General features: G+C 70.4%; 14 protein-coding genes and 1 tRNA gene. 6 read left to right on the top strand and 9 right to left on the bottom strand.

All coding sequences use genetic code 11. The features are described 5' to 3' along the window. Positions 1–136: 136 nt before the first annotated feature. From AABN02_RS07515 to AABN02_RS07505, 3 genes are all read right to left on the bottom strand, one after another. Positions 137–967, bottom strand: coding sequence for a peptidoglycan DD-metalloendopeptidase family protein (locus tag AABN02_RS07515; RefSeq protein ID WP_338414302.1), 831 nt, complete (start codon positions 965–967; stop codon positions 137–139). A 75-nt stretch (positions 968–1,042) separates the two neighbouring features. After that, positions 1,043–1,603 carry a hemerythrin domain-containing protein gene (locus AABN02_RS07510; protein ID WP_338414301.1) on the bottom strand — a complete coding sequence of 187 codons (561 nt, stop codon included), beginning with the start codon at positions 1,601–1,603 and terminating at the stop codon, positions 1,043–1,045. Further along, positions 1,600–2,331 carry a hypothetical protein gene (locus AABN02_RS07505; RefSeq protein WP_338414300.1) on the bottom strand — a complete coding sequence of 244 codons (732 nt, stop codon included), beginning with the start codon at positions 2,329–2,331 and terminating at the stop codon, positions 1,600–1,602. The genes AABN02_RS07510 and AABN02_RS07505 overlap by 4 nt, the downstream gene beginning before the upstream one ends. Before the next feature lie 156 nt (positions 2,332–2,487). Here AABN02_RS07505 and AABN02_RS07500 point away from each other — a divergent pair, with 156 nt between their 5' ends. Further along, positions 2,488–3,342: a MoxR family ATPase gene (locus AABN02_RS07500; protein ID WP_338414299.1), complete on the top strand. Its 855-nt coding sequence runs from the start codon at positions 2,488–2,490 to the stop codon at positions 3,340–3,342. 10 nt (positions 3,343–3,352) lie between these two features. Continuing rightward, a complete protein-coding gene (locus AABN02_RS07495) occupies positions 3,353–3,952 on the top strand; it encodes a GNAT family N-acetyltransferase (protein WP_338414298.1) in 600 nt (199 codons plus the stop codon). Positions 3,953–3,955: 3 nt separating this feature from the next. Here AABN02_RS07495 and AABN02_RS07490 read toward each other — a convergent pair whose 3' ends face one another. Genes AABN02_RS07490 through AABN02_RS07465 form a run of 6 tightly spaced genes read right to left on the bottom strand, consistent with a single transcriptional unit; the run spans position 3,956 to position 10,027 of the window. Next, positions 3,956–4,384: a type IV pilin protein gene (locus AABN02_RS07490; protein WP_338414297.1), complete on the bottom strand. Its 429-nt coding sequence runs from the start codon at positions 4,382–4,384 to the stop codon at positions 3,956–3,958. Next, positions 4,381–7,344 (bottom strand): PilC/PilY family type IV pilus protein, encoded by a 2,964-nt coding sequence (locus AABN02_RS07485; RefSeq protein WP_338414296.1) that lies wholly within the window; start codon positions 7,342–7,344, stop codon positions 4,381–4,383. The genes AABN02_RS07490 and AABN02_RS07485 overlap by 4 nt, the downstream gene beginning before the upstream one ends. Positions 7,345–7,361: 17 nt before the next feature. Continuing rightward, the gene (locus AABN02_RS07480; protein ID WP_338414295.1) at positions 7,362–7,964 is read right to left on the bottom strand and encodes a PilX N-terminal domain-containing pilus assembly protein; all 603 of its coding nucleotides are present in this window, start codon (positions 7,962–7,964) and stop codon (positions 7,362–7,364) included. Beyond that, positions 7,951–9,018 (bottom strand): PilW family protein, encoded by a 1,068-nt coding sequence (locus AABN02_RS07475; protein WP_338414294.1) that lies wholly within the window; start codon positions 9,016–9,018, stop codon positions 7,951–7,953. Before AABN02_RS07475 ends, AABN02_RS07480 begins: the two co-directional genes overlap by 14 nt. Continuing rightward, positions 9,015–9,500, bottom strand: coding sequence for a type IV pilus modification protein PilV (gene pilV, locus AABN02_RS07470; protein ID WP_338414293.1), 486 nt, complete (start codon positions 9,498–9,500; stop codon positions 9,015–9,017). Before pilV ends, AABN02_RS07475 begins: the two co-directional genes overlap by 4 nt. Continuing rightward, positions 9,491–10,027, bottom strand: coding sequence for a GspH/FimT family pseudopilin (locus tag AABN02_RS07465; RefSeq protein ID WP_338414292.1), 537 nt, complete (start codon positions 10,025–10,027; stop codon positions 9,491–9,493). The genes pilV and AABN02_RS07465 overlap by 10 nt, the downstream gene beginning before the upstream one ends. Positions 10,028–10,207: 180 nt before the next feature. On the opposite strand from AABN02_RS07465, the gene AABN02_RS07460 reads away from it, so the two are divergent. The 4 genes from AABN02_RS07460 (at position 10,208) to AABN02_RS07445 (ending at position 17,599) form a co-directional block, all read left to right on the top strand. After that, positions 10,208–11,389, top strand: a complete 1,182-nt coding sequence (locus tag AABN02_RS07460) for a hypothetical protein (protein ID WP_338414291.1) — start codon at positions 10,208–10,210, stop codon at positions 11,387–11,389. After that, a complete protein-coding gene (locus AABN02_RS07455) occupies positions 11,386–13,266 on the top strand; it encodes a BamA/TamA family outer membrane protein (protein WP_338414290.1) in 1,881 nt (626 codons plus the stop codon). The genes AABN02_RS07460 and AABN02_RS07455 overlap by 4 nt, the downstream gene beginning before the upstream one ends. Positions 13,267–13,268: 2 nt before the next feature. Beyond that, positions 13,269–17,534: a translocation/assembly module TamB domain-containing protein gene (locus AABN02_RS07450; RefSeq protein ID WP_338414289.1), complete on the top strand. Its 4,266-nt coding sequence runs from the start codon at positions 13,269–13,271 to the stop codon at positions 17,532–17,534. Further along, positions 17,525–17,599 (top strand) — tRNA-Arg (locus tag AABN02_RS07445). Before AABN02_RS07450 ends, AABN02_RS07445 begins: the two co-directional genes overlap by 10 nt. Positions 17,600–17,606: the final 7 nt, after the last annotated feature.

The raw sequence follows: 17,606 nt of genomic DNA, 5'->3' as shown, positions 1-17,606 counted from the left end.
TGTCCTTGATGCGCAGCTTGAGGGTCTTCACGGCTTCCATCCGGCAACTGTATTTCCATACATGTCGGTTGACAAGCCGTCCCGGCTTGAACGCTCGACCCCGGGCTGAACCCCGGGGCTTGTCGCTTCGTCCGGGTCAAGGCGCCAGGAACAGCGCCGGGTCCACCGTCGCCCGGTTCAGCGTGACCGACCAGTGCAGGTGCGGCCCGGTGACGCGGCCGGTGGCGCCGACGTCGGCAATGCGGTCGCCGGTGCGCACGAGGTCGCCCACCTTCACGTGCGTGGCCGAGAGGTGGCAGTACATCGTCAGCAGGCCGCCGCCGTGGTCGAGCCAGACGGTGCCGCCGTTGAAGAAGTAGTCGCCGACATCGACCACCCGCCCCGCTGCCGGCGCCACGATGGGCGTGCCGGTGGGGGCGGCGATGTCCATGCCACTGTGCGGATTGCGGGACTGGCCGTTGAAGACGCGGCGCAGGCCGAAGGAGCTGGAGCGCGGCCCCGGCACCGGCTGGCGCAGGCGCAGCGTGGCGGGCAGCGGCTCGCTGAAGGTGGCGATGACCTCGGCCTGGTGCGCGCGCTCGCGCTCGTGGCGGGCGAGGTTCTCAGGGGTGAGTTCGACGTGCTTGGGCGCCACGCTCAGACGCTGCTCGGCGTAGCGCATGGGCGCCACGGTGAAGGACAGGCGCGCCGCCGGGGCGCCCTCGCGCTGCACGGTGACCTCGTCCTTGCCAGCGCGGGCGCCCAGCGGCAGACCCAGCACGGCGGTCCACTCGATCGGGTCGCCCACCACCAGCACCGGCACGCCCGCGTGGCGCACGGTCGGCGGCAGGTTGGACGGGCCGAGCGACAGCGTGGCGATACCGCCCGGCACCGGGCGGGCGACGGGAAGATCAGGGGACGCGGCCAGGGTCAGGACTGGGGCAAGCAGCACGGCGGCCAGCACGGCCGCGGACAGGGTGGAATTCATCGCGGCATCATGCCGCAGCGCCGGGCCGTTGTGCGTGCGGAGCGGCCGGGCGCAGGTGCTCGGGCGTGCGCTCGTTCATCGGGGAGTTCCTGTGGCGGGCACGCGGCGACGGGCGCTCATCTCGGCGCCCATGTCGGCCAGGGTCGCGGCATCCAGCAAGGTCCGGGCCTGCGGGTAGGCGTGGGCCTCCTCGCGGGCGATGTGGCCGGCGTAGACCGCGGTGAACTCGGCCAGCGCCTCCGGCAGCGGGAAGGTGGTCGAGGCCGGTGCTTCGTCCGCCCACTGCTGCAGCGGCACGCGCAGCGCGGCCCAGAGCGCCTCCATGCGCCGGTGTTCGGCCACCAGTTGCTCGGCCAGCGCGCGCAGGTCGGCATCGTCGCTGGCCAGCAGCGGTGGCAGGACGTGGCGTTCCTCGTCGAGGTGGTGGTGTGGCGCGGCGAGGTCGAAGTAACGCAGCACGTCGCGGGCGGCGCTGCGCGAGGCGGCGTCGTGGCCGTGGTCGCGCACATGGGCCACCAGCCGCTGCAGCAGCGCCAGACTGCGCTCGACCCGGTCGTGGCAGGCCTGCAGCATCTCGAAGGGCTGGTCGAAACCGACCGCAGGCGAGGCGAAACCGGGCAGCGCCGTCGCGTTCATCCGCGCTCGCTCTGCCGCTGGTCGCCGTCCAGCGCCATGGCCCGGTGCGCCTTCAGCTCGGCGACCCACTGGTCGAACTGGTAGGGGTCGACCACCCTGCCCTCGCGCGGCTCCTCGCGCCCGCAGTCGATCACCACCTCGTCCGGCGCCCAGCGCAGCAGCTGCGGCAGGTCGGCGCGGCGCGGCGCGGCCATCAGTCCGACCTGCACGCCCATGCGCCGCAATCCGTCGAAAGCCCCCAGCAAGCGCCCCGGCGAGACGCGCTGCTGCCAGAGGTCGCTGCCCTGCGCGTCCGTGCCGCGGGCGTCCAGCAGCACGCTGGCGAAGCCCTGCTGCGTCACCAGGCTCAGGCGCTGCGCCCAGGCCGCACCATCACCGTGGTCCAGCGGCACGCGCAGCACCGGCGTCACCGGCACGCCCTCGCGGGCGAGCTGCCCGAGCTGGGTCAGCAGCAGCACCGACGACGGCCGCGCCGGCACCAGCACGCGCACCCGGTCCACCCCGCAATCGGCCACCCGCCGCACCCGCAGGCGCACGGCGGACAGTGTCGGCGCCGCCAGCGGGCCGATGCCCGCACCGACCACCACCCCGTCGCGCAGCAGCCGCAGCCGGGCCACCACCGCGCGGATCACCTCGGGCGCGGCCGACATCACCTCGACCCCGGCGGCACCCGCGCGGACGGCCCAGGCCGCCTCTGCCGGATCGCGCACGCAAAGCTGCAACTGCATTGCTTCCTGCCTCTGTCCTTGCATCGCTCTGTTTTTCCCTGAATACACGGCCCGAATTGTCCACGACCCCACCGCGTGCCGCGGCCATGGCCGCCGATATACTGATTCGATTCCCCCCTCCCACCCTGGCCTTCGCCTTTCCGACCCGAGATCCGCATGAAATTCACCGGCTCCTCCCAGTACGTCGCCACCCAGGACCTGATGCTCGCGGTCAACGCCGCCATCACGCTGCAGCGCCCGCTGCTGGTCAAGGGCGAACCCGGCACCGGCAAGACCATGCTGGCCGAGGAAGTGGCCGCCGCGCTCGGCATGCCGCTGATGCAGTGGCACATCAAGAGCACGACCAAGGCGCAGCAGGGCCTCTACGAGTACGACGCCGTCAGCCGCCTGCGCGACAGCCAGCTCAACGACGCCGAGAGTGCGGCGAAGGTGCGCGACATCCGCAACTACATCGTCCAGGGCACGCTGTGGCAGGCCTTCACCGCGGACCAGCCTGTGGCGCTGCTGATCGACGAGATCGACAAGGCGGACATCGAGTTCCCGAACGACCTGCTGCGCGAGATCGACCGGATGGAGTTCTACGTCTACGAGACGCGCGAACTCGTCCGGGCCAAGCACCGCCCGCTGGTCTTCATCACCTCGAACAACGAGAAGGAGCTGCCCGACGCTTTCCTGCGCCGCTGCTTCTTCCACTACATCAAGTTCCCGGAAGCGGAGACGATGCGCCAGATCGTCGAGGTGCACTTCCCCGGCCTGAAGAAGGAACTGCTCGCCGCGGCGATGAAGAACTTCTACGACGTGCGCAACCTGCCGGGACTGAAGAAGAAGCCGTCCACGTCCGAGCTGCTGGACTGGCTGAAGCTGCTGGTGGCGGAAGACATCTCGGCGGAAGCGCTGCACAGCACGGACCAGAAGGTCGCGATCCCGCCGCTGGTGGGCGCGCTGCTGAAGAACGAGCAGGACCTGACGCTGTTCGAGAAGCTGGTGTTCATGCAGAGCCGCAACCGCTGAGGCGACCTCCATGACGACCCTCTGGCCGGCTCCCGTCACGCTCCAGGGTCGGCATGTCCGGCTCGAACCGCTGCGCCCCGACCACGCCCCGGCGCTGGCCGAGGCGGTGCGCGAAGGGGAACTCTGGAACACCTGGTACACCGTGGTGCCGTCACCGGACGGCATGGCGGCCGAGATCGAGCGCCGGCTCGGTCTGCAGACGGCGGGCTCGATGCTGCCGTTCGCGGTGCTGGATGCCGAAGGCGCGCCAGTCGGCATGACCACCTACATGCACATCGACGCGCGCTTCCGGCGCGTGGAGATCGGCTCGACCTGGCTGGCAAAGCGGGTACAGCGCACGGCATTGAACACCGAGGCCAAGTGGCTGCTGTTGCGCCACGCCTTCGAGACGCTGGACTGCATCGCGGTCGAGTTCCGCACCCACCGCTTCAACCAGCAGAGCCGCCGCGCCATCGAGCGGCTCGGCGCGCAGCTCGACGGCATCCTGCGCCACCACCAGCGCACGGCCGACGGCAGCCTGCGCGACACCTGCGTCTACAGCATCACCGCGCCGGAGTGGCCGACGGTGCACCAGCACCTGCGCGCCCGGCTGGACGCACCCGGCCGCTGAGCCTCACCAGCACTGCGCCGTGGTGTAGGTGGCCGAAGCCACGCCCTTGGTGCCGGCTTGGTCGTAGGTGTAGTTGCCGCACTTGTCGCCGACCTGGGCACCAGCCCGGGTGGCGAGCAGGCTGAAGCCGTTCGCATCCTGGCTGGCGATGGACAGCGCGTAGTAGCCCTGGGGCGAGGTCGAGGGATAGACGCCCGTCGAGCCGAGCGCCACCCCGGCGTAGGTGCCGCGCTCGGTGTAGTTGCGCTCCATCAGCTGGGCCACGGCCAGCAGGGCGGATTTGGCATCGGTGCGGCGCGAGGCCGCAATGTGCTCGCGGTAGGACGGCATCGCCACCGCCGCCAGGATGCCGACCACCGCCACCGCGATGATCAGCTCGATCAGCGTGAAACCACGCGCCCGCCGGGGGCAACCCAGCATCGTCTTCGTCATTGGATCTGCTCCCAGCCGGCGCGTCCGGAGGTCTGCGACAGGCCGGATTCGCGGACCTTCATGATGGTGCCCGTCGAGAGGCTGATGAGCTTGTCGTCCAGCGTGCGGTTCGTGCTGCGGATGAAGCGCGGCGCCGAGGGGATGGCCCCGGTCTTCACGCCGGACGGGTTGGTCTTGCCGGCGAGGTAGCTCAGCATGTCGGCGGCATTGACGCTGCCGTCCGCGTTCGTGTCGAGCGACGGCGTCTCCGGACGGTTGCCGGTGAGCGCGTCCACCTCCATCACCCAGCCATCGCCGCCATAGGTGCAGGCAACTGCTGTCGGGACCATGGTCGAGACAACCACCTTGCCCGCCCGCACCGACGCCTGCGCGACGATGCGCTCGCCCGAGGTCGGCAGGTTGAGCACCCAGCCCCGCTTGTTGTCCAGAAAGTCCTTCCGCTCGATCGTGTCGTCGCCGGTGTACGCCGGTGAGGCGGCGCCGACCGCGTGGGTCGTGAACCGGTAGGTGCGACCGTCCGGCCCGGTGGCCGTGCCCAGCACCGCCTGGGTCGTGAGCTGGCTGGACTTGACCGTGGCGCCCTTGTCCCAGATGCCATAGAGCGCCTGGGGGGAGCCGGAGGCGTTGTCACCGGTGTCGAGGTAGCGGCCGGTGCCGAAGGTGACGAGGTAGCCGCCCAGGGGGTGGGCGGTCACGTCGATCCGGGCCGTGATGGGTTGGCCGGAGGCGGTGGCGAACAGCTCCTTCGGACTGCTGGCGCTCCCGTAGGCCACCTTCCACTGCGTGGCGTCGGTGGCGGACAGGTCGAACTTCCAGAGATTGCCCGCGAGGTCGCCGGCGTAGACGATGTCGGCCACGCCGTTGTTGGCGCTGCTGACGGCCACCACACCGGACAGGCCATTGACACTGGACGGCGTGCCTACCTGGGCGCTGATGCGCGTGATCGCCCCGGTCTCGACGTCCACCAGCAGCAGCACGGCGCGGCCATTGGTGCTGTTGTAGCCATTGCCGAGGATGGCCATCCAGCGGCCGTTCTTCATGCGGGCGATCAGCGGCTGCTGCACGAGGTGGCCGACGTCGCCGTCGCTGCCGCTGATTTCCCAGCGCACCACGCCGGAGGCGGTGGACTCGGCGAACTTGGTGGGATCGGTCAGGTCGAGCGCGAACAGGCCCTTGCCACCCGCCCCCAGACCGCTGACCAGCACGGTGTGCCAGGCGCCGCCGTAGTAGACGTCCCGCGCCACCGGCGAGCCGTCGACGTTGTACTGGTGGGTGAAGCTGGTGTCGGCCAGGGCGCTGAGCTGGCCGGCCACCAGCCCAGGCACGTAGGCGAAGACCTCGTTGCCGGTGGCCGAGTTGAAGACGTGCAGCATGCCGTCGTTCGCACCCACCGCCACCAGCGGGGTCAACGTCGAGCGGGTCTGGCGGTAGGTGGCATAGGCGGCGGCCTCGGCGGCGTCGCGGACGTACTGGTCCCCGCCCTTCACGTAAGCCGGTGCGGAATTGATGATGTCCCCCAGCACGCTGACCGGGCGGCTGCGGAACACCGGCGCCGCGCAGTTGCTGCAGACCCGCAACTCGCGCGAGGAGTCGCCCCGCAGGTAGTTCAGGCGCAGCGCACCATTCGTGTCCGCGACACCCGAGCCGTTGCGGTTGAGGGCGGTCACCATGCTGGCATCGAGTTCGGTCGCGCCCGGCGACGCGGCGTTGGCCGGCCACCGGAACGGGATGCCGCGCGCACCGAGGGCGGCCGAGGCCTTGTAGGTGAAGATCTTGCGGCCGGTGTTCCAGTGCTGGGCGTTGAGCTGGACACTGGCATCCCAGCGGGGCGTCGACTGCGGCAGGCCGGTCGAGTCCAGCGGATAGGCCAGCAGCTGGCCGGACCAGTCGGCCGAGCTGAACCGGCCCTGGTAGGCCTCGGAGCCGGTGGTGAGCGAGCCAGAGTTCAGCGCCACGGCGCTGCCGGAGCTGGTGCGTGCGGCGATGTCACTGGTGATCTTCGTGAACGCGGCGTTCACGGCCGCCTGGTCCGATGCCAGGTAGGTGCTGGTGGTGCCGCCCAGCTGCGCCATCTGGTTCATCGCCGCGATCGACGAGGCGTCGGACGCCACATCGCCCAGCCCGATCAGGTAGGTCTGCACGTCGTACTGGCCGTTGATCGCCGCGTTGTTGGTCACCGAGACGTTGCGCAGCGCGGTGATCTGGGTGAACACGTCGCGGGTGGCCTGCCCGAAGGTCCAGACGCCGTTGCTGACGGTGTTGGTGGTCTCGGCGGGGGTGTAGGCGGTGCCGTCGGTGCGGATGGTCGGATCGCCGTCGGTGGCGATCACCAGGAAATTGCGCTGGCAGGTCTTGTCGATGATGGGCGACGCGTGGCCGCTCAGCGTGTTGGAGAAGTACTGCTGCACGGTCCGGATGGCCCCGGGCAGCGGCGTGCCGACCGAGCCGTTCTTCAGCTCCGTCGTGGCCAGCGAGCTGGTCTCGTTGCCCAGCAGCGTCATGAGCTGCTGGTAGTGGGTAGTGGAGTTGTCCTGCGCATCCTCCAGCACCGCCCCGCTGCCATTCCCATCGTTGCTGTAGTAGAGCGTCGGCAGGTCCAGCTCGGGCGCCGTGGTCTTGAAGATCGGCGCGTTCATCGCGAACGTCGACAGTCCCCAGCGGAAGGTGTTCTGGTAGGTGGTGATGTTCTGGCGCAGCACGTCCCGGGCGATGTTGCCGCGGGTGGCGAGGTTGGCCAGATCGGTCGTGCCACGGCCGCTCGGCATCAGGTACTCCATCGACGGCGAGTTGTCGTAGAGCACGAGCAGGTTCGGCTTCACCGAGGCCGCGAGGTAGAGCGGCGTCTGCGAGAAGTTGATGGTCTGCGCCTGCGCGAGGCCCGCGGCCGACAGCAGCAGGATCGCCACCCCGGCGCGAGCGCGGGCACGGGCACGGGCGCGGTTGCAGGTGGTGGTGCGCATGCGCTTCGGGTTCGGGTTCATCGCTTGATGTAGGTGGACTGCAGGATCACGACGGTGGAGGCGCGCAGCCCCGTCGCCCGGACGCTGATGCGGAAGGCCTGTGCGCTGTCCTCGTCGCTGTTGCCCAGGCTGGCGGACTGGCCGGAGACGGGGGGCAGCAAGGGCAGCAACTCGACGAGGTAGCGCGGCGGTGCGGCGACACCGGGCAGCGCCGTCGCGCCGGTCACGCTGCCGTAGGCGCGGCTCTGGCCGGCGGACGCACTCCAGTCGATCGACTGCCACAGGGGCTGTGAGGTCGGATTGCTCGAGGTCATCGACGGCGGCAGGCACAGGCCGCCGGTGCAGGCCGCCACGAAGGGCGAGGCCACCGAGAGATTGGCCTCGACGTCGGCCTCGGCGTCGCGCAGCGCGGCCTCGGCCGCCTGCAGCGCGATGTTGCGGTCGCGGGCATTGCCCGCCATGCGCTCCTGCACCAGGCTGGAGTTCATGCCGGCCAGTGCCAGCGACACCAGCACCACCATCATCATCAGGATGGTGATGAGCGAGAAGCCCGATTGCCCGGACCGTGTCCTGGCCATCGTCTCCACCGCCGCCATGTTCGATCCGTCAGCGCAGCGCATTGCGCACCTGCGTGGTGGTGGAGACGACCGTGCGCAGGCGCCGGTCGGTGGGCGTCACCGTCGCGCCGGCGAAGGTGTAGGGCTGGGCGCTGCTGGTGATGTTGTCCTCGGTGCTGGCCAGCAGCAGTTCGGTCTGGACGGTCACCACCTGGGTCCAGTCGGTGACGGAGGCAGGATCGACGTAGGCATCGGCGGCGCCGTCGGCATTGCTGTCCAGTCCCAGCGTGACGCGAAAGGCCTCGACCCCGGTCACCAGTTCCTGTGGCTGCGGCGTGCCGTCGTAAACCGGCGTGGTGTGGGACCACAGCGCCCGCTGCGAGGTCTTGCCGGTGCGTGCACTGGGGGCGAGGTAGTAGGTGACGGTGGCCAGCCGGAAGACCAGCGCATCCTGCAGGTAGGCCCGCCCCAGGCTGCTCACGCTGACCCCGGGTGTCGCGGTGACGCTGGCGCTGTGCTCGATCGAGCCGTCCAGTCCGGGCGTTGCGTTCGTGGCCTGGAACACGGCCGATCCGACGCAGTCGGACACCAGCAGCAGGTCGCGCGAGGTGATGCGCGCGGTCGGCGTGACGTTCAGCGCCGCGGTGTCGCTGGCCATCTCGGCGGTCAGCGCCCAGCCCGGCCCGACGGTGCGGCGTACCGTCAGCACGTCGCCCGCGAGATGGGGCACAGGACTCAGGGCCGGGCTGGACAAGGCGGCGTCCAGCGCAGGCGCCCAGGCCGATCCGTTGTGGTGCGAGGCCCAGATGCCCAGCCCGAAGTTGTAGAGGAACCCTGTCGGCGTGTTGAGCAGGTTGGTCAGCGGGGTGGACGCCCCGACACCCCGACAGCCCCGGAACCCGGACATGCGCAGATCGCCCGAGAGCGTGTCGACCGTGAAGCGCGCGCTTTCCTGCAGCCGGGACACGTGGTTCTGGGCCTGGAAAGTGCTCTTGCTGCCCAGGAAGATCGTGCCCATGACCCCCACCAGGAACAGCCCCAGTGCCATGGCCACCAGCAATTCGACCATCGTGACCCCATGGGCGAGGGACCGGTACAGGTTGCCGGTTCTCTTCATGGCCGCATCACGTTGACGAAACGGGACTCGGTGCCACGTTCATTCCAGAACACCTTGATGGCGATCTGGGACCCGATGCCGTCGCACGCCGGTGCAGCGGCCGTGCCGTCGTCGGCCGTGCTGTCGAGGCAGATCACGCCTGTTCCGCCGGGCAGTGCGCTCAGGACCGAGGTGCGCCACTCCACGAAATCACGTGCCGCCATCTGGGTGTTGCTGCAGGCATTGGTCAGCGTGCACGCCGACGTCGAGGTCGAGGGCGTGGTCAGGTTGTTGTACTGCCCGGCAGTCACCCCCGGCAGGTTCGCGCGCACGCGGTCCGCGGCTTCGTAGGCCAGCACGGTGGCCTTGCTGCGCCACAGGGCGCTGGAGTTGGCGGACAGCCCGCGCAATTGCAGGGCGGCATAGCCCAGCGCCGCCACCGCCAGGACCACGACCGACACCAGCACCTCGATCATCGCGAACCCGTTCCGGTTCAGCTGCATGTGGTGATCCTCGTCACATCGGCCAGTCCGCTGGGGGGCACCGTGATCTGCACGCCATTCTTCAGGCCGGTGGTCGGACACAGCACGAAGGTCACGGCCGACGCCGGTGTCAGGTAGCCGATGGCACTGAAGTTGAGGGTCGATGCACTCTGCATCTTCAGCGTGCCCGGCAGCGCCGCGTAGGTGCGCAGCAGCGTGTCGCCGCTGTCGACGGTGCCGCTGCCGTTGTTGTCGAGATAGAGGCTCCATCCCTTGCCATATTCGTTGCCGGTGACACCACCCGTGGCCGGCCGCACCAGCATCGGCAGGCCAGCGCGGGCCGCCTCGGTCCGGGCCAGCGCCAGGGACGACACCAGATCCGACGACAGCGCCGAGAGCCGGTTGCTGGCCGTGAAGGCGGTCAGCGCCGGCATGGCCACCGTCGCCAGAATCGCCAGCACGGCCACCGTCACCATCAGTTCGACCAGCGTGAAGCCCCGCGCGATGGTGATCGGGACATGCGGTGTCGGCAATTTCGGCGGCAACATCGGGCAGACGTGGTTCAGGCGGATGGAGGTGATCCTGAATGTAAGGAAACCCTGGCCTGCCACAGCCTCCGAAGAACCAGCCATTGCCCGCGCAATTCAACCCGGGTCGGTCCTGAACTTCACCGCGTGGCCTAGACTCGCAGACACGACGCGGTTGCCGTGCGTCCGGAGACTTCCCCCATGCTGATCGACTTCTTCTACACCCTGCGGGCCGCCAAGCTGCCGGTCTCGATCCGCGAGTACCTGACCCTGCTCGAAGCGCTGCAGGCCGGCGTGATCGACGACGACGGCGGCCCCTCGGTCGACAAGTTCTACTACCTGGCCCGCACGACGCTGGTCAAGGACGAGGTCCAGTTCGACAAGTTCGACCGCGCCTTCTCGGCCTACTTCAAGGGCGTGGAGATGCTGACCGACTTCACCCAGGAAGTGCCGCTGGACTGGCTGCGCAAGACGCTGGAAGTCGAACTCAGCCCCGAGGAGAAGGCCAAGATCGAGAAGATGGGCTGGGACGAGCTGATGGAGACGCTCAAGAAGCGCTTCGAGGAACAGAAGGAACGCCACGCCGGCGGCAGCAAGTGGATCGGCACCGGCGGCACCAGCCCCTTCGGCCACGGCGGCCACAACCCGCAAGGCATCCGCATCGGCGGCGCCAGCAAGAACAAGAGCGCCGTCAAGGTCTGGGAGCAGCGCGCTTTCCGCGACTACGACGACAACCTGGAACTCGGCACCCGCAACATCAAGGTCGCGCTGCGCCGCCTGCGCCGCTTCGCCCGCGAAGGCGCGGCGGAAGAGCTGGACCTGGACGACACCATCCACTGCACCGCGGCGAATGCCGGCCTGCTCGACATCAAGCTCGTCCCCGAGCGCCACAACAAGGTCAAGGTGCTGCTGCTGATGGACGTGGGCGGCACGATGGACGAACACATCCACCGCGTGGAAGAACTCTTCAGCGCCGCAAAAACCGAGTTCAAGCACCTGGAGTTCTACTACTTCCACAACTGCGTCTACGACTTCGTGTGGAAGAACAACCGCCGCCGCTACACCGAGAAGTTCTCGACCTGGGACATCATCCGGAAGTACAACCGCGACTACAAGCTGATCTTCATCGGCGACGCGACGATGAGCCCCTACGAGATCGTGCAGCGCGGCGGCAGCGTCGAATACAACAACGAGGAACCCGGTGCCGAGTGGCTGCAGCGCCTGACCCATGCCTTCCCGAAATTCGCCTGGATCAACCCGGAGCCGCCCGGTGTCTGGGAATACCGCCAGAGCATCGCCATGGTCCAGCAGTTGATGAGCCAGCGGATGTTCCCGCTGTCGCTCGCCGGCCTGGAACAGGCGATGCGGCTGCTGTCGAAATGAGCGGACGCGAGAGAAGAAGCCCCACCCTGCTGCTGCTGGCGGTTCTGGCCGCGACCGCCGTCCCCGCCATGGCCCAGACCGTGGCCCAGCCCACGGCGCAACCCGTGGCGCCAGCCGCCTCGGCGCCCGAAGACGACGCCGACACCCGCGACGTCACCTGGACACTCGACATCGCGGCGCCGCCCGAGCTGCGCACGCTGCTGGCGCGCTACCTCGACCTCTCGCGCTACCTCGCCACGCCGGACACCGCCCGCGTGCCCCGCGGGGAGCTGATGCGGCTGCGGCAGGCGGCACCCGCCCAGGCCCGCGCGCTGCTGGAAACCCAGGGCTATTTCAATGCCAAGGTGAGCACGCAGGCGCGCGACGACGGCACCGTCATCGCGCTGAAACTGCTGGTCGAGCCCGGACCGCTCACCCGCGTGCGCCAGACCCGTCTCGAATTCGAAGGCCCGCTGTCGATCGCCGCCGAAGCGCGCGACCCGGCCGCGGTTTCGCTGGTCGATCGGACGCGGTCCCGCTGGTCGCTGCCCGAGGGCGCGGCCTACACCCAGGACCGCTGGAGCGGCGCCAAGGGCGAGGTGCTCGCACTGCTGCGCGCCGAAGGCTACGCCACCGCCGGCTGGAGCGGCACCGTGGCCCAGGTGCGCGCTGTCGAAGACCGTGCGGCGCTGTTCCTGGTCGCCGACAGTGGCCCGCTCTACCGCTTCGGCGAGGTGCAGGTCACCGGGCTGGACCATGTGGACGCCGAGTCGGTGCGGGCGCTGCAGACCTTCTCCACCGGACAGCCGCTGCGCGAGCAGGCGCTGCTCGACTACCAGGACCGGCTGGTCAAGTCGGCGCTGTTCGACAGCGTCGCGATCGAGATGGAGCCGGACCCGGCGCTCGCGGACGCCATGCCGGTGGTCGTCAAGGTGCGCGAGCGCTCGCTGCAGCAGGCGACACTCGGTCTCGGTATCTCCGACAACACGGGGCCGCGGGTCACGCTCGAACACCTGCACCAGCGTGTCTTCGGCTTTCCCTGGCAGGCCAAGAGCAAGCTGCAGCTCGGCCGCACCGACCAGCAGGCGTCGGTCGACCTCACCTCGCATCCCCTGCCCGGCCCCTACCGCAACCTCATCTCGGCCTCGATCGGCCAGACCGACGCCAGCGGGCTGGAGGTCACCTCGCAGCGCGCCCGGATCGGCCGCAGCAAGGACGACGAGCGCCTGGAGCGCCTGTACTACCTGGAGTGGCAGCGCTCCCGCACCCGCCAGCTCGACAACGGCCTGACCGTGGACGACACCTCGGCCCTCTCCGGCAACTACCAGTGGATCTGGCGCCAGCTCGACCACCCGCTGCTGCCGACCAAGGGCGTGAGCCTGTCGCTGGACACGGCGCTGGGCCGCTCGTTCGCCACCACGGCGCAGCGCAGCGGCGTCTTCGGCCGGATCAACGGCCGGCTGACCCACTACGCCACGCTCGGCCAGAACTGGTACAGCACCAGCCGGCTGCAGGTCGGGCAGGTGCTGTCGGCGACGGCTGTGGCGGTGCCCTACTCGCTGCTGTTCCGCACCGGCGGCGATGACACGGTGCGCGGCTACGCCTACCAGAGCCTCGGCCCGAGCAACGCGGCCGGCACGGCGGTCGGCGGCCGGGTCACCGCCGTCGGCAGTGTCGAGCTGGCCCGGCCGATCCTGGCCCGGATGCCTGCGCTGTGGGGCGCCACCTTCATCGACGCCGGCAATGCCGCGCCGGACTGGAAATCCTTCAAGGCCGCCCTCGGCTACGGCGTCGGCCTGCGCTGGCGGAGCCCCGTCGGCGCGCTGCGTCTGGATCTGGCCTACGGGCAGCAGGTGCGCAAGGTGCGGCTGCATTTCAGCGTGGGCATCACCTTCTGACGATGGCCGACGACACCCCCGACGTTCCGGTCCGGTCCCCGCGAGCCCGCCGGTCCTGGTGGCCGGTGCTTGCCGGGCTGGCCACGCTGCTGTGCCTCCTGGGCGCCGGCCTGTACGCCGCCCTCGCCACCGAGCCCGGCAGCCGCTGGCTGCTCGGGCTGGTGCCGGGCCTGCAGGCCAGCGGGGTGCGCGGCCGGCTGCTGGGAGATTTCGACGCCGACCGGCTCCGCTACCAGCTCAACAGCAAGCAGGCATTGCAGATCGACCAGCTGCGCTGGCGCGGACTGGCGCTGAGCTGGCCCGATGGCAAGGCACCGCTGCTGAATCTTGTCCAGCTGACGATCGGCCACCTGGACTTGCAGGGCCCGTCCGCCAGCGACCAGCCGCCCGTGCTGCCGACGGCGCTGAATCTGCCGCTCGGCGTGCAGATCGGCGAGGTGCGGATCGACCGCCTCAGCATGGACGCGCTGCGCGAGCGCCCGGTGCGCGACCTGTCGGCGTCGCTGAGCCTGCAGGCCGGGCGCGGCGGTCTGCACCGCGTGGACGGGCTTCAGCTGCACTGGGACCGGCTGGCGCTGCACGGTCTGGTGGCGCTCGGTGCCGACGCGCCGATGCCGCTGGAGGCGCGCCTGGTGCTGACGCCGGAAGCGGCCGAACAGGCGGGGGCCGCCGCGGCCTCCACGACGCCGAACAAGCCCGCCACCGGCCTGCCGCAGGACTGGCGCGTTGACCTGCGCGCCCACGGCCCGCTGCAGCAGATCGCGGTCGACACGCGCATGGTCGCGCGCGGCCAGTCGCTGGAGCTGCAGGCCGAGGTCCACCCCGCCCAGCGCCAGCCGCTGAGCCATCTGCAAGCCCGGCTGCAGGCGCTTGACCTCGCCCCCTTCGCCAGCGGCCTGCCGACCACGGCGCTGTCCGGCCAGATCGACGCTCTGCTCGACACCCGCACCCGCACCGGCACGGCCCAGCAGCGCCTGCAGGTGCAGGTCGATCTGCAGAACCTGCGCCCCGGCCCCTGGGCGCAGCGCCTGGTGCCCATCGAGACCGTCAAGCTCACCGCCAGCGGCGACCTGCGCAACCCGGACGCCGGCACGGTCGACACCCTGCTCGTCAGCCTGAACGACGGCACCGACGCGGCCGGCACCGTGCTCGGCAGTGGCCGCTGGACGCTCAGCGGCGCGGGCGCCCAGCGCCGCCTGGACGCGGCCCTCAGCAGCACCTGGCAGGACCTGCATCCGGCGCGGCTCGATCCGCGGGCACCGGCAGTGCAGGTCAGCGGCCCGCTCACGCTGACCTATGGCCAGTCGCTGGGCGAGAACATCGCCGCCAGCCGGCGCATCACGCTGCACACCGACCTGCGCGGCCAGCTCGTCGGCGCCGGGTTGCCCGAAGTCCGGCTGCTGCTGCAGGCGCAGGCCACGCCGCAGCGCATCGACCTGGAGCAGCTCCAGGCCCGCAGCGGCGCAGCCAAGCTGGACGCGAGCGGCCACGCCGAGCAGGTCGACGCCCACTGGAAGCTGCTGCTGAAAGGCGATCTGGCGGCCTTCGACCCCAGTGTGTGGTGGCTAGGCGAAACCCAGTCCGCAGGTCCGCGCGGCACCCACCGCCTGGACGGCCAGCTCGACACCGACCTGCTCATCCCCGTGCCGCTGTCCCCCGGTCTGGCCGGACTGGCCGAGATCACCGGCCGCGCCGATCTGCACCTCGACCCCAGCCTGATCGCCGGTGTGCCGCTGGCGGGCCAGCTGAAACTGCAGACGCGTGCGGGCACCGGCACGTCCCGCTGGAACCTCGACCTGAAGGCCACCGCCGGCGCCCCGGCCGGCGCCGCCGAGGCCACCGATCTGCACCTGACCGGCGACCTCTCCGCCCCCGGCACCGAGGACCACTGGACCCTCCAGTGGAAAAGCAGCGCCCCCGAGCGCCTGAATCCGTGGATGAAACTCGCCGGATCGACCGCCCAGATCAGCGGCGACACCACGGGCCAGCTCGACCTCACCGGCCGCTGGCCCCGCGTGCGCAGCACTGGCCAGTTGCGCAGCGGCCAGCTGCACCTGGGGGCCTCCGACCTGAAGGCCCTCGACCTGCACTGGAAGGCCGGCACCTTTCCCGCCGACCCGATCGACGTCAGCGCGGAAATCGGCACCCTGCGCACCGGTGGCCAGAACCTGAGCGGCGTGACGCTGCGCACCCAGGGCACCGCCGCCAGCCACCAGCTGCAGCTGCGCAGCCAGATCGACGTGCCCGCCCGCACCGACCTGCCGGCCCGCAAGCTGCAGGCGCTGCTGTCGCTGACTGGTGGCTTGGCCGACGAGATCGGGCAGTCGCTGGCGCACCGGGACGCCGGCCTGCGCTGGAACGGCAAGATCGGGCAACTGGAGGTCCGTGACCTCGCGGCGCCGGGCGGTGGTCCGATGCCCGCGGCCACACCCCTGCCCCCCCTGCTGCAGCTGGACCCCGCCCCGCTCACCCTCGTGCAGGACAGCAGCGGTCTGACCGTGACCCTTGGCGCCAGCCGGCTGGCGCTGATGGATGCGCAACTGCTGATCGACCACCTTGACTGGCAGAGCGGTGCGGCGTCGCGCCTGAGCCTGCGTGCCCAGCTCTCGCCGCTGCGGGTGGCGCCGCTGCTGGCACGCGCCCAGCCCGATTTCGGCTGGGGTGGTGACCTCACGCTCGGCGGGCGCATCGAGCTGCAGTCCACCCCCGACCAGTTCACGGCGGACGTCACGCTGCAACGCGACAGCGGCGACCTCAGCGTCGAGGACGCGGACCTCGGCACCGGCCCGCGCCGCCTCGGCCTCGCCGACCTGCGGCTGCGGCTGAACGCGGCCGAGGGCGTCTGGCGCCTGACCCAGCTGGTCTCGGGCGGCAACCTGGGCAGCCTGAACGGCCAGCAGACCGTGCGCACCGACCGCCACGCCTTCTGGCCCGCCGCAGACGCGGCGGTGGGTGGCCAGATCGATCTGCAGATCGCCCAGCTCGGCCACTGGGGCCGCTGGCTGCCGGCGGGCTGGCGCCTGTCGGGCCAGCTCGCCACCGAAGCCCGCGTCGGCGGCACCTTCGGCGCGCCGGCCTTCGCGGGCGAACTGTCCGGCAACCAGATCGCCGTGCGCAACACGCTGCAGGGCGTGGACTGGACCGACGCCCAGCTCAAGGTGCAACTGGCCGGCGACACGGCCCGCATCGACACCTTCAGCGTGCGCGCCGGGGCCGGCACGCTGGTCGCCCGCGGCGAGGCCACGCTCGGCGCCGCGCCGCGCCTGTCGGTCAAGATCACCGCGGACCATTTCGCTGCGTTGCAGCGGGTGGACCGCAAGGTCGTCGTCAGCGGCGACGCCGATCTGGTGCTCGACGCCCAGAGCACCCAGCTCAAGGGCCGGGTGCGCGCCGACGAAGGCCGCTTCGACTTCACGCAGAGCGATGCGCCGGCGCTGGCAGACGATGTCGATGTCGACCGCGGCACCGGGGAACCCCGGACCCGCGAGACCGGCACCGCCAGCCGCCGCACCACCACGCTCGACCTGCGGGTCGATCTGGGCGACGCCTTCATGCTCCGCGGGCGCGGCCTGAACACGCGGCTGGCCGGCGAGCTGCGCCTGACCAGCCCCGGCAACCGGCTGGCGATCCACGGCAACATCCGCGCGGTGGACGGCACCTACGCGGCCTACGGCCAGAAGCTGCGCATCGAACGCTCGGTCATCGCCTTCACCGGCGTGGCCGACAACCCGCGGCTGGACGTCGAGGCCATCCGCCCGGACCTGGAGGACGTGCGGGTCGGTGTCACCGTCACCGGCACCGCCCAGAACCCGCGCATCCGCCTGTTCAGCGAGCCGACCATGACCGACACCGACCGCCTGTCCTGGCTCATCCTCGGCCGGCCGTCCGACGGCCTGGGCCGCACCGACCTCGCCCTGCTGCAGCGCGCCGCCTATGCGCTCATCGCCGGCGAAAACGACGGCCCGAGCCTGGTCGAGCGCATCGGCCTCGACCAGCTCTCGGTGCGGCAGGCCGGCGACGGCGACACCCGCGAGACGGTGGTCACCCTCGGCAAGCAGATCAGCCGGCGCTGGTACGTCGGCTACGAACGCAGCCTGAACGCCGCCAGCGGCACCTGGCAGCTCATCTACCGTGCCGCCCAGCGCTTCACGCTGCGGGCGCAATCCGGTGCGGAAAACGCGCTGGACCTGATCTGGACGTGGAAGTGGGGGCCGCAGGCTACAATTCCCGGCTCCGCAGCACGCCCTGCCGTGCAGTCCTCCCCGTAGTTCAATGGATAGAACGGGCGCCTCCTAAGCGCCAGATACAGGTTCGATTCCTGTCGGGGGGACCACCCATGC

This window comes from uncultured Sphaerotilus sp., assembly GCF_963924895.1.
Taxonomy (GTDB): Bacteria; Pseudomonadota; Gammaproteobacteria; order Burkholderiales; family Burkholderiaceae_C; genus Sphaerotilus.
Note: the sequence above shows the minus strand (reverse complement) of the source record. Positions and strands in the feature narration are given on the sequence as shown.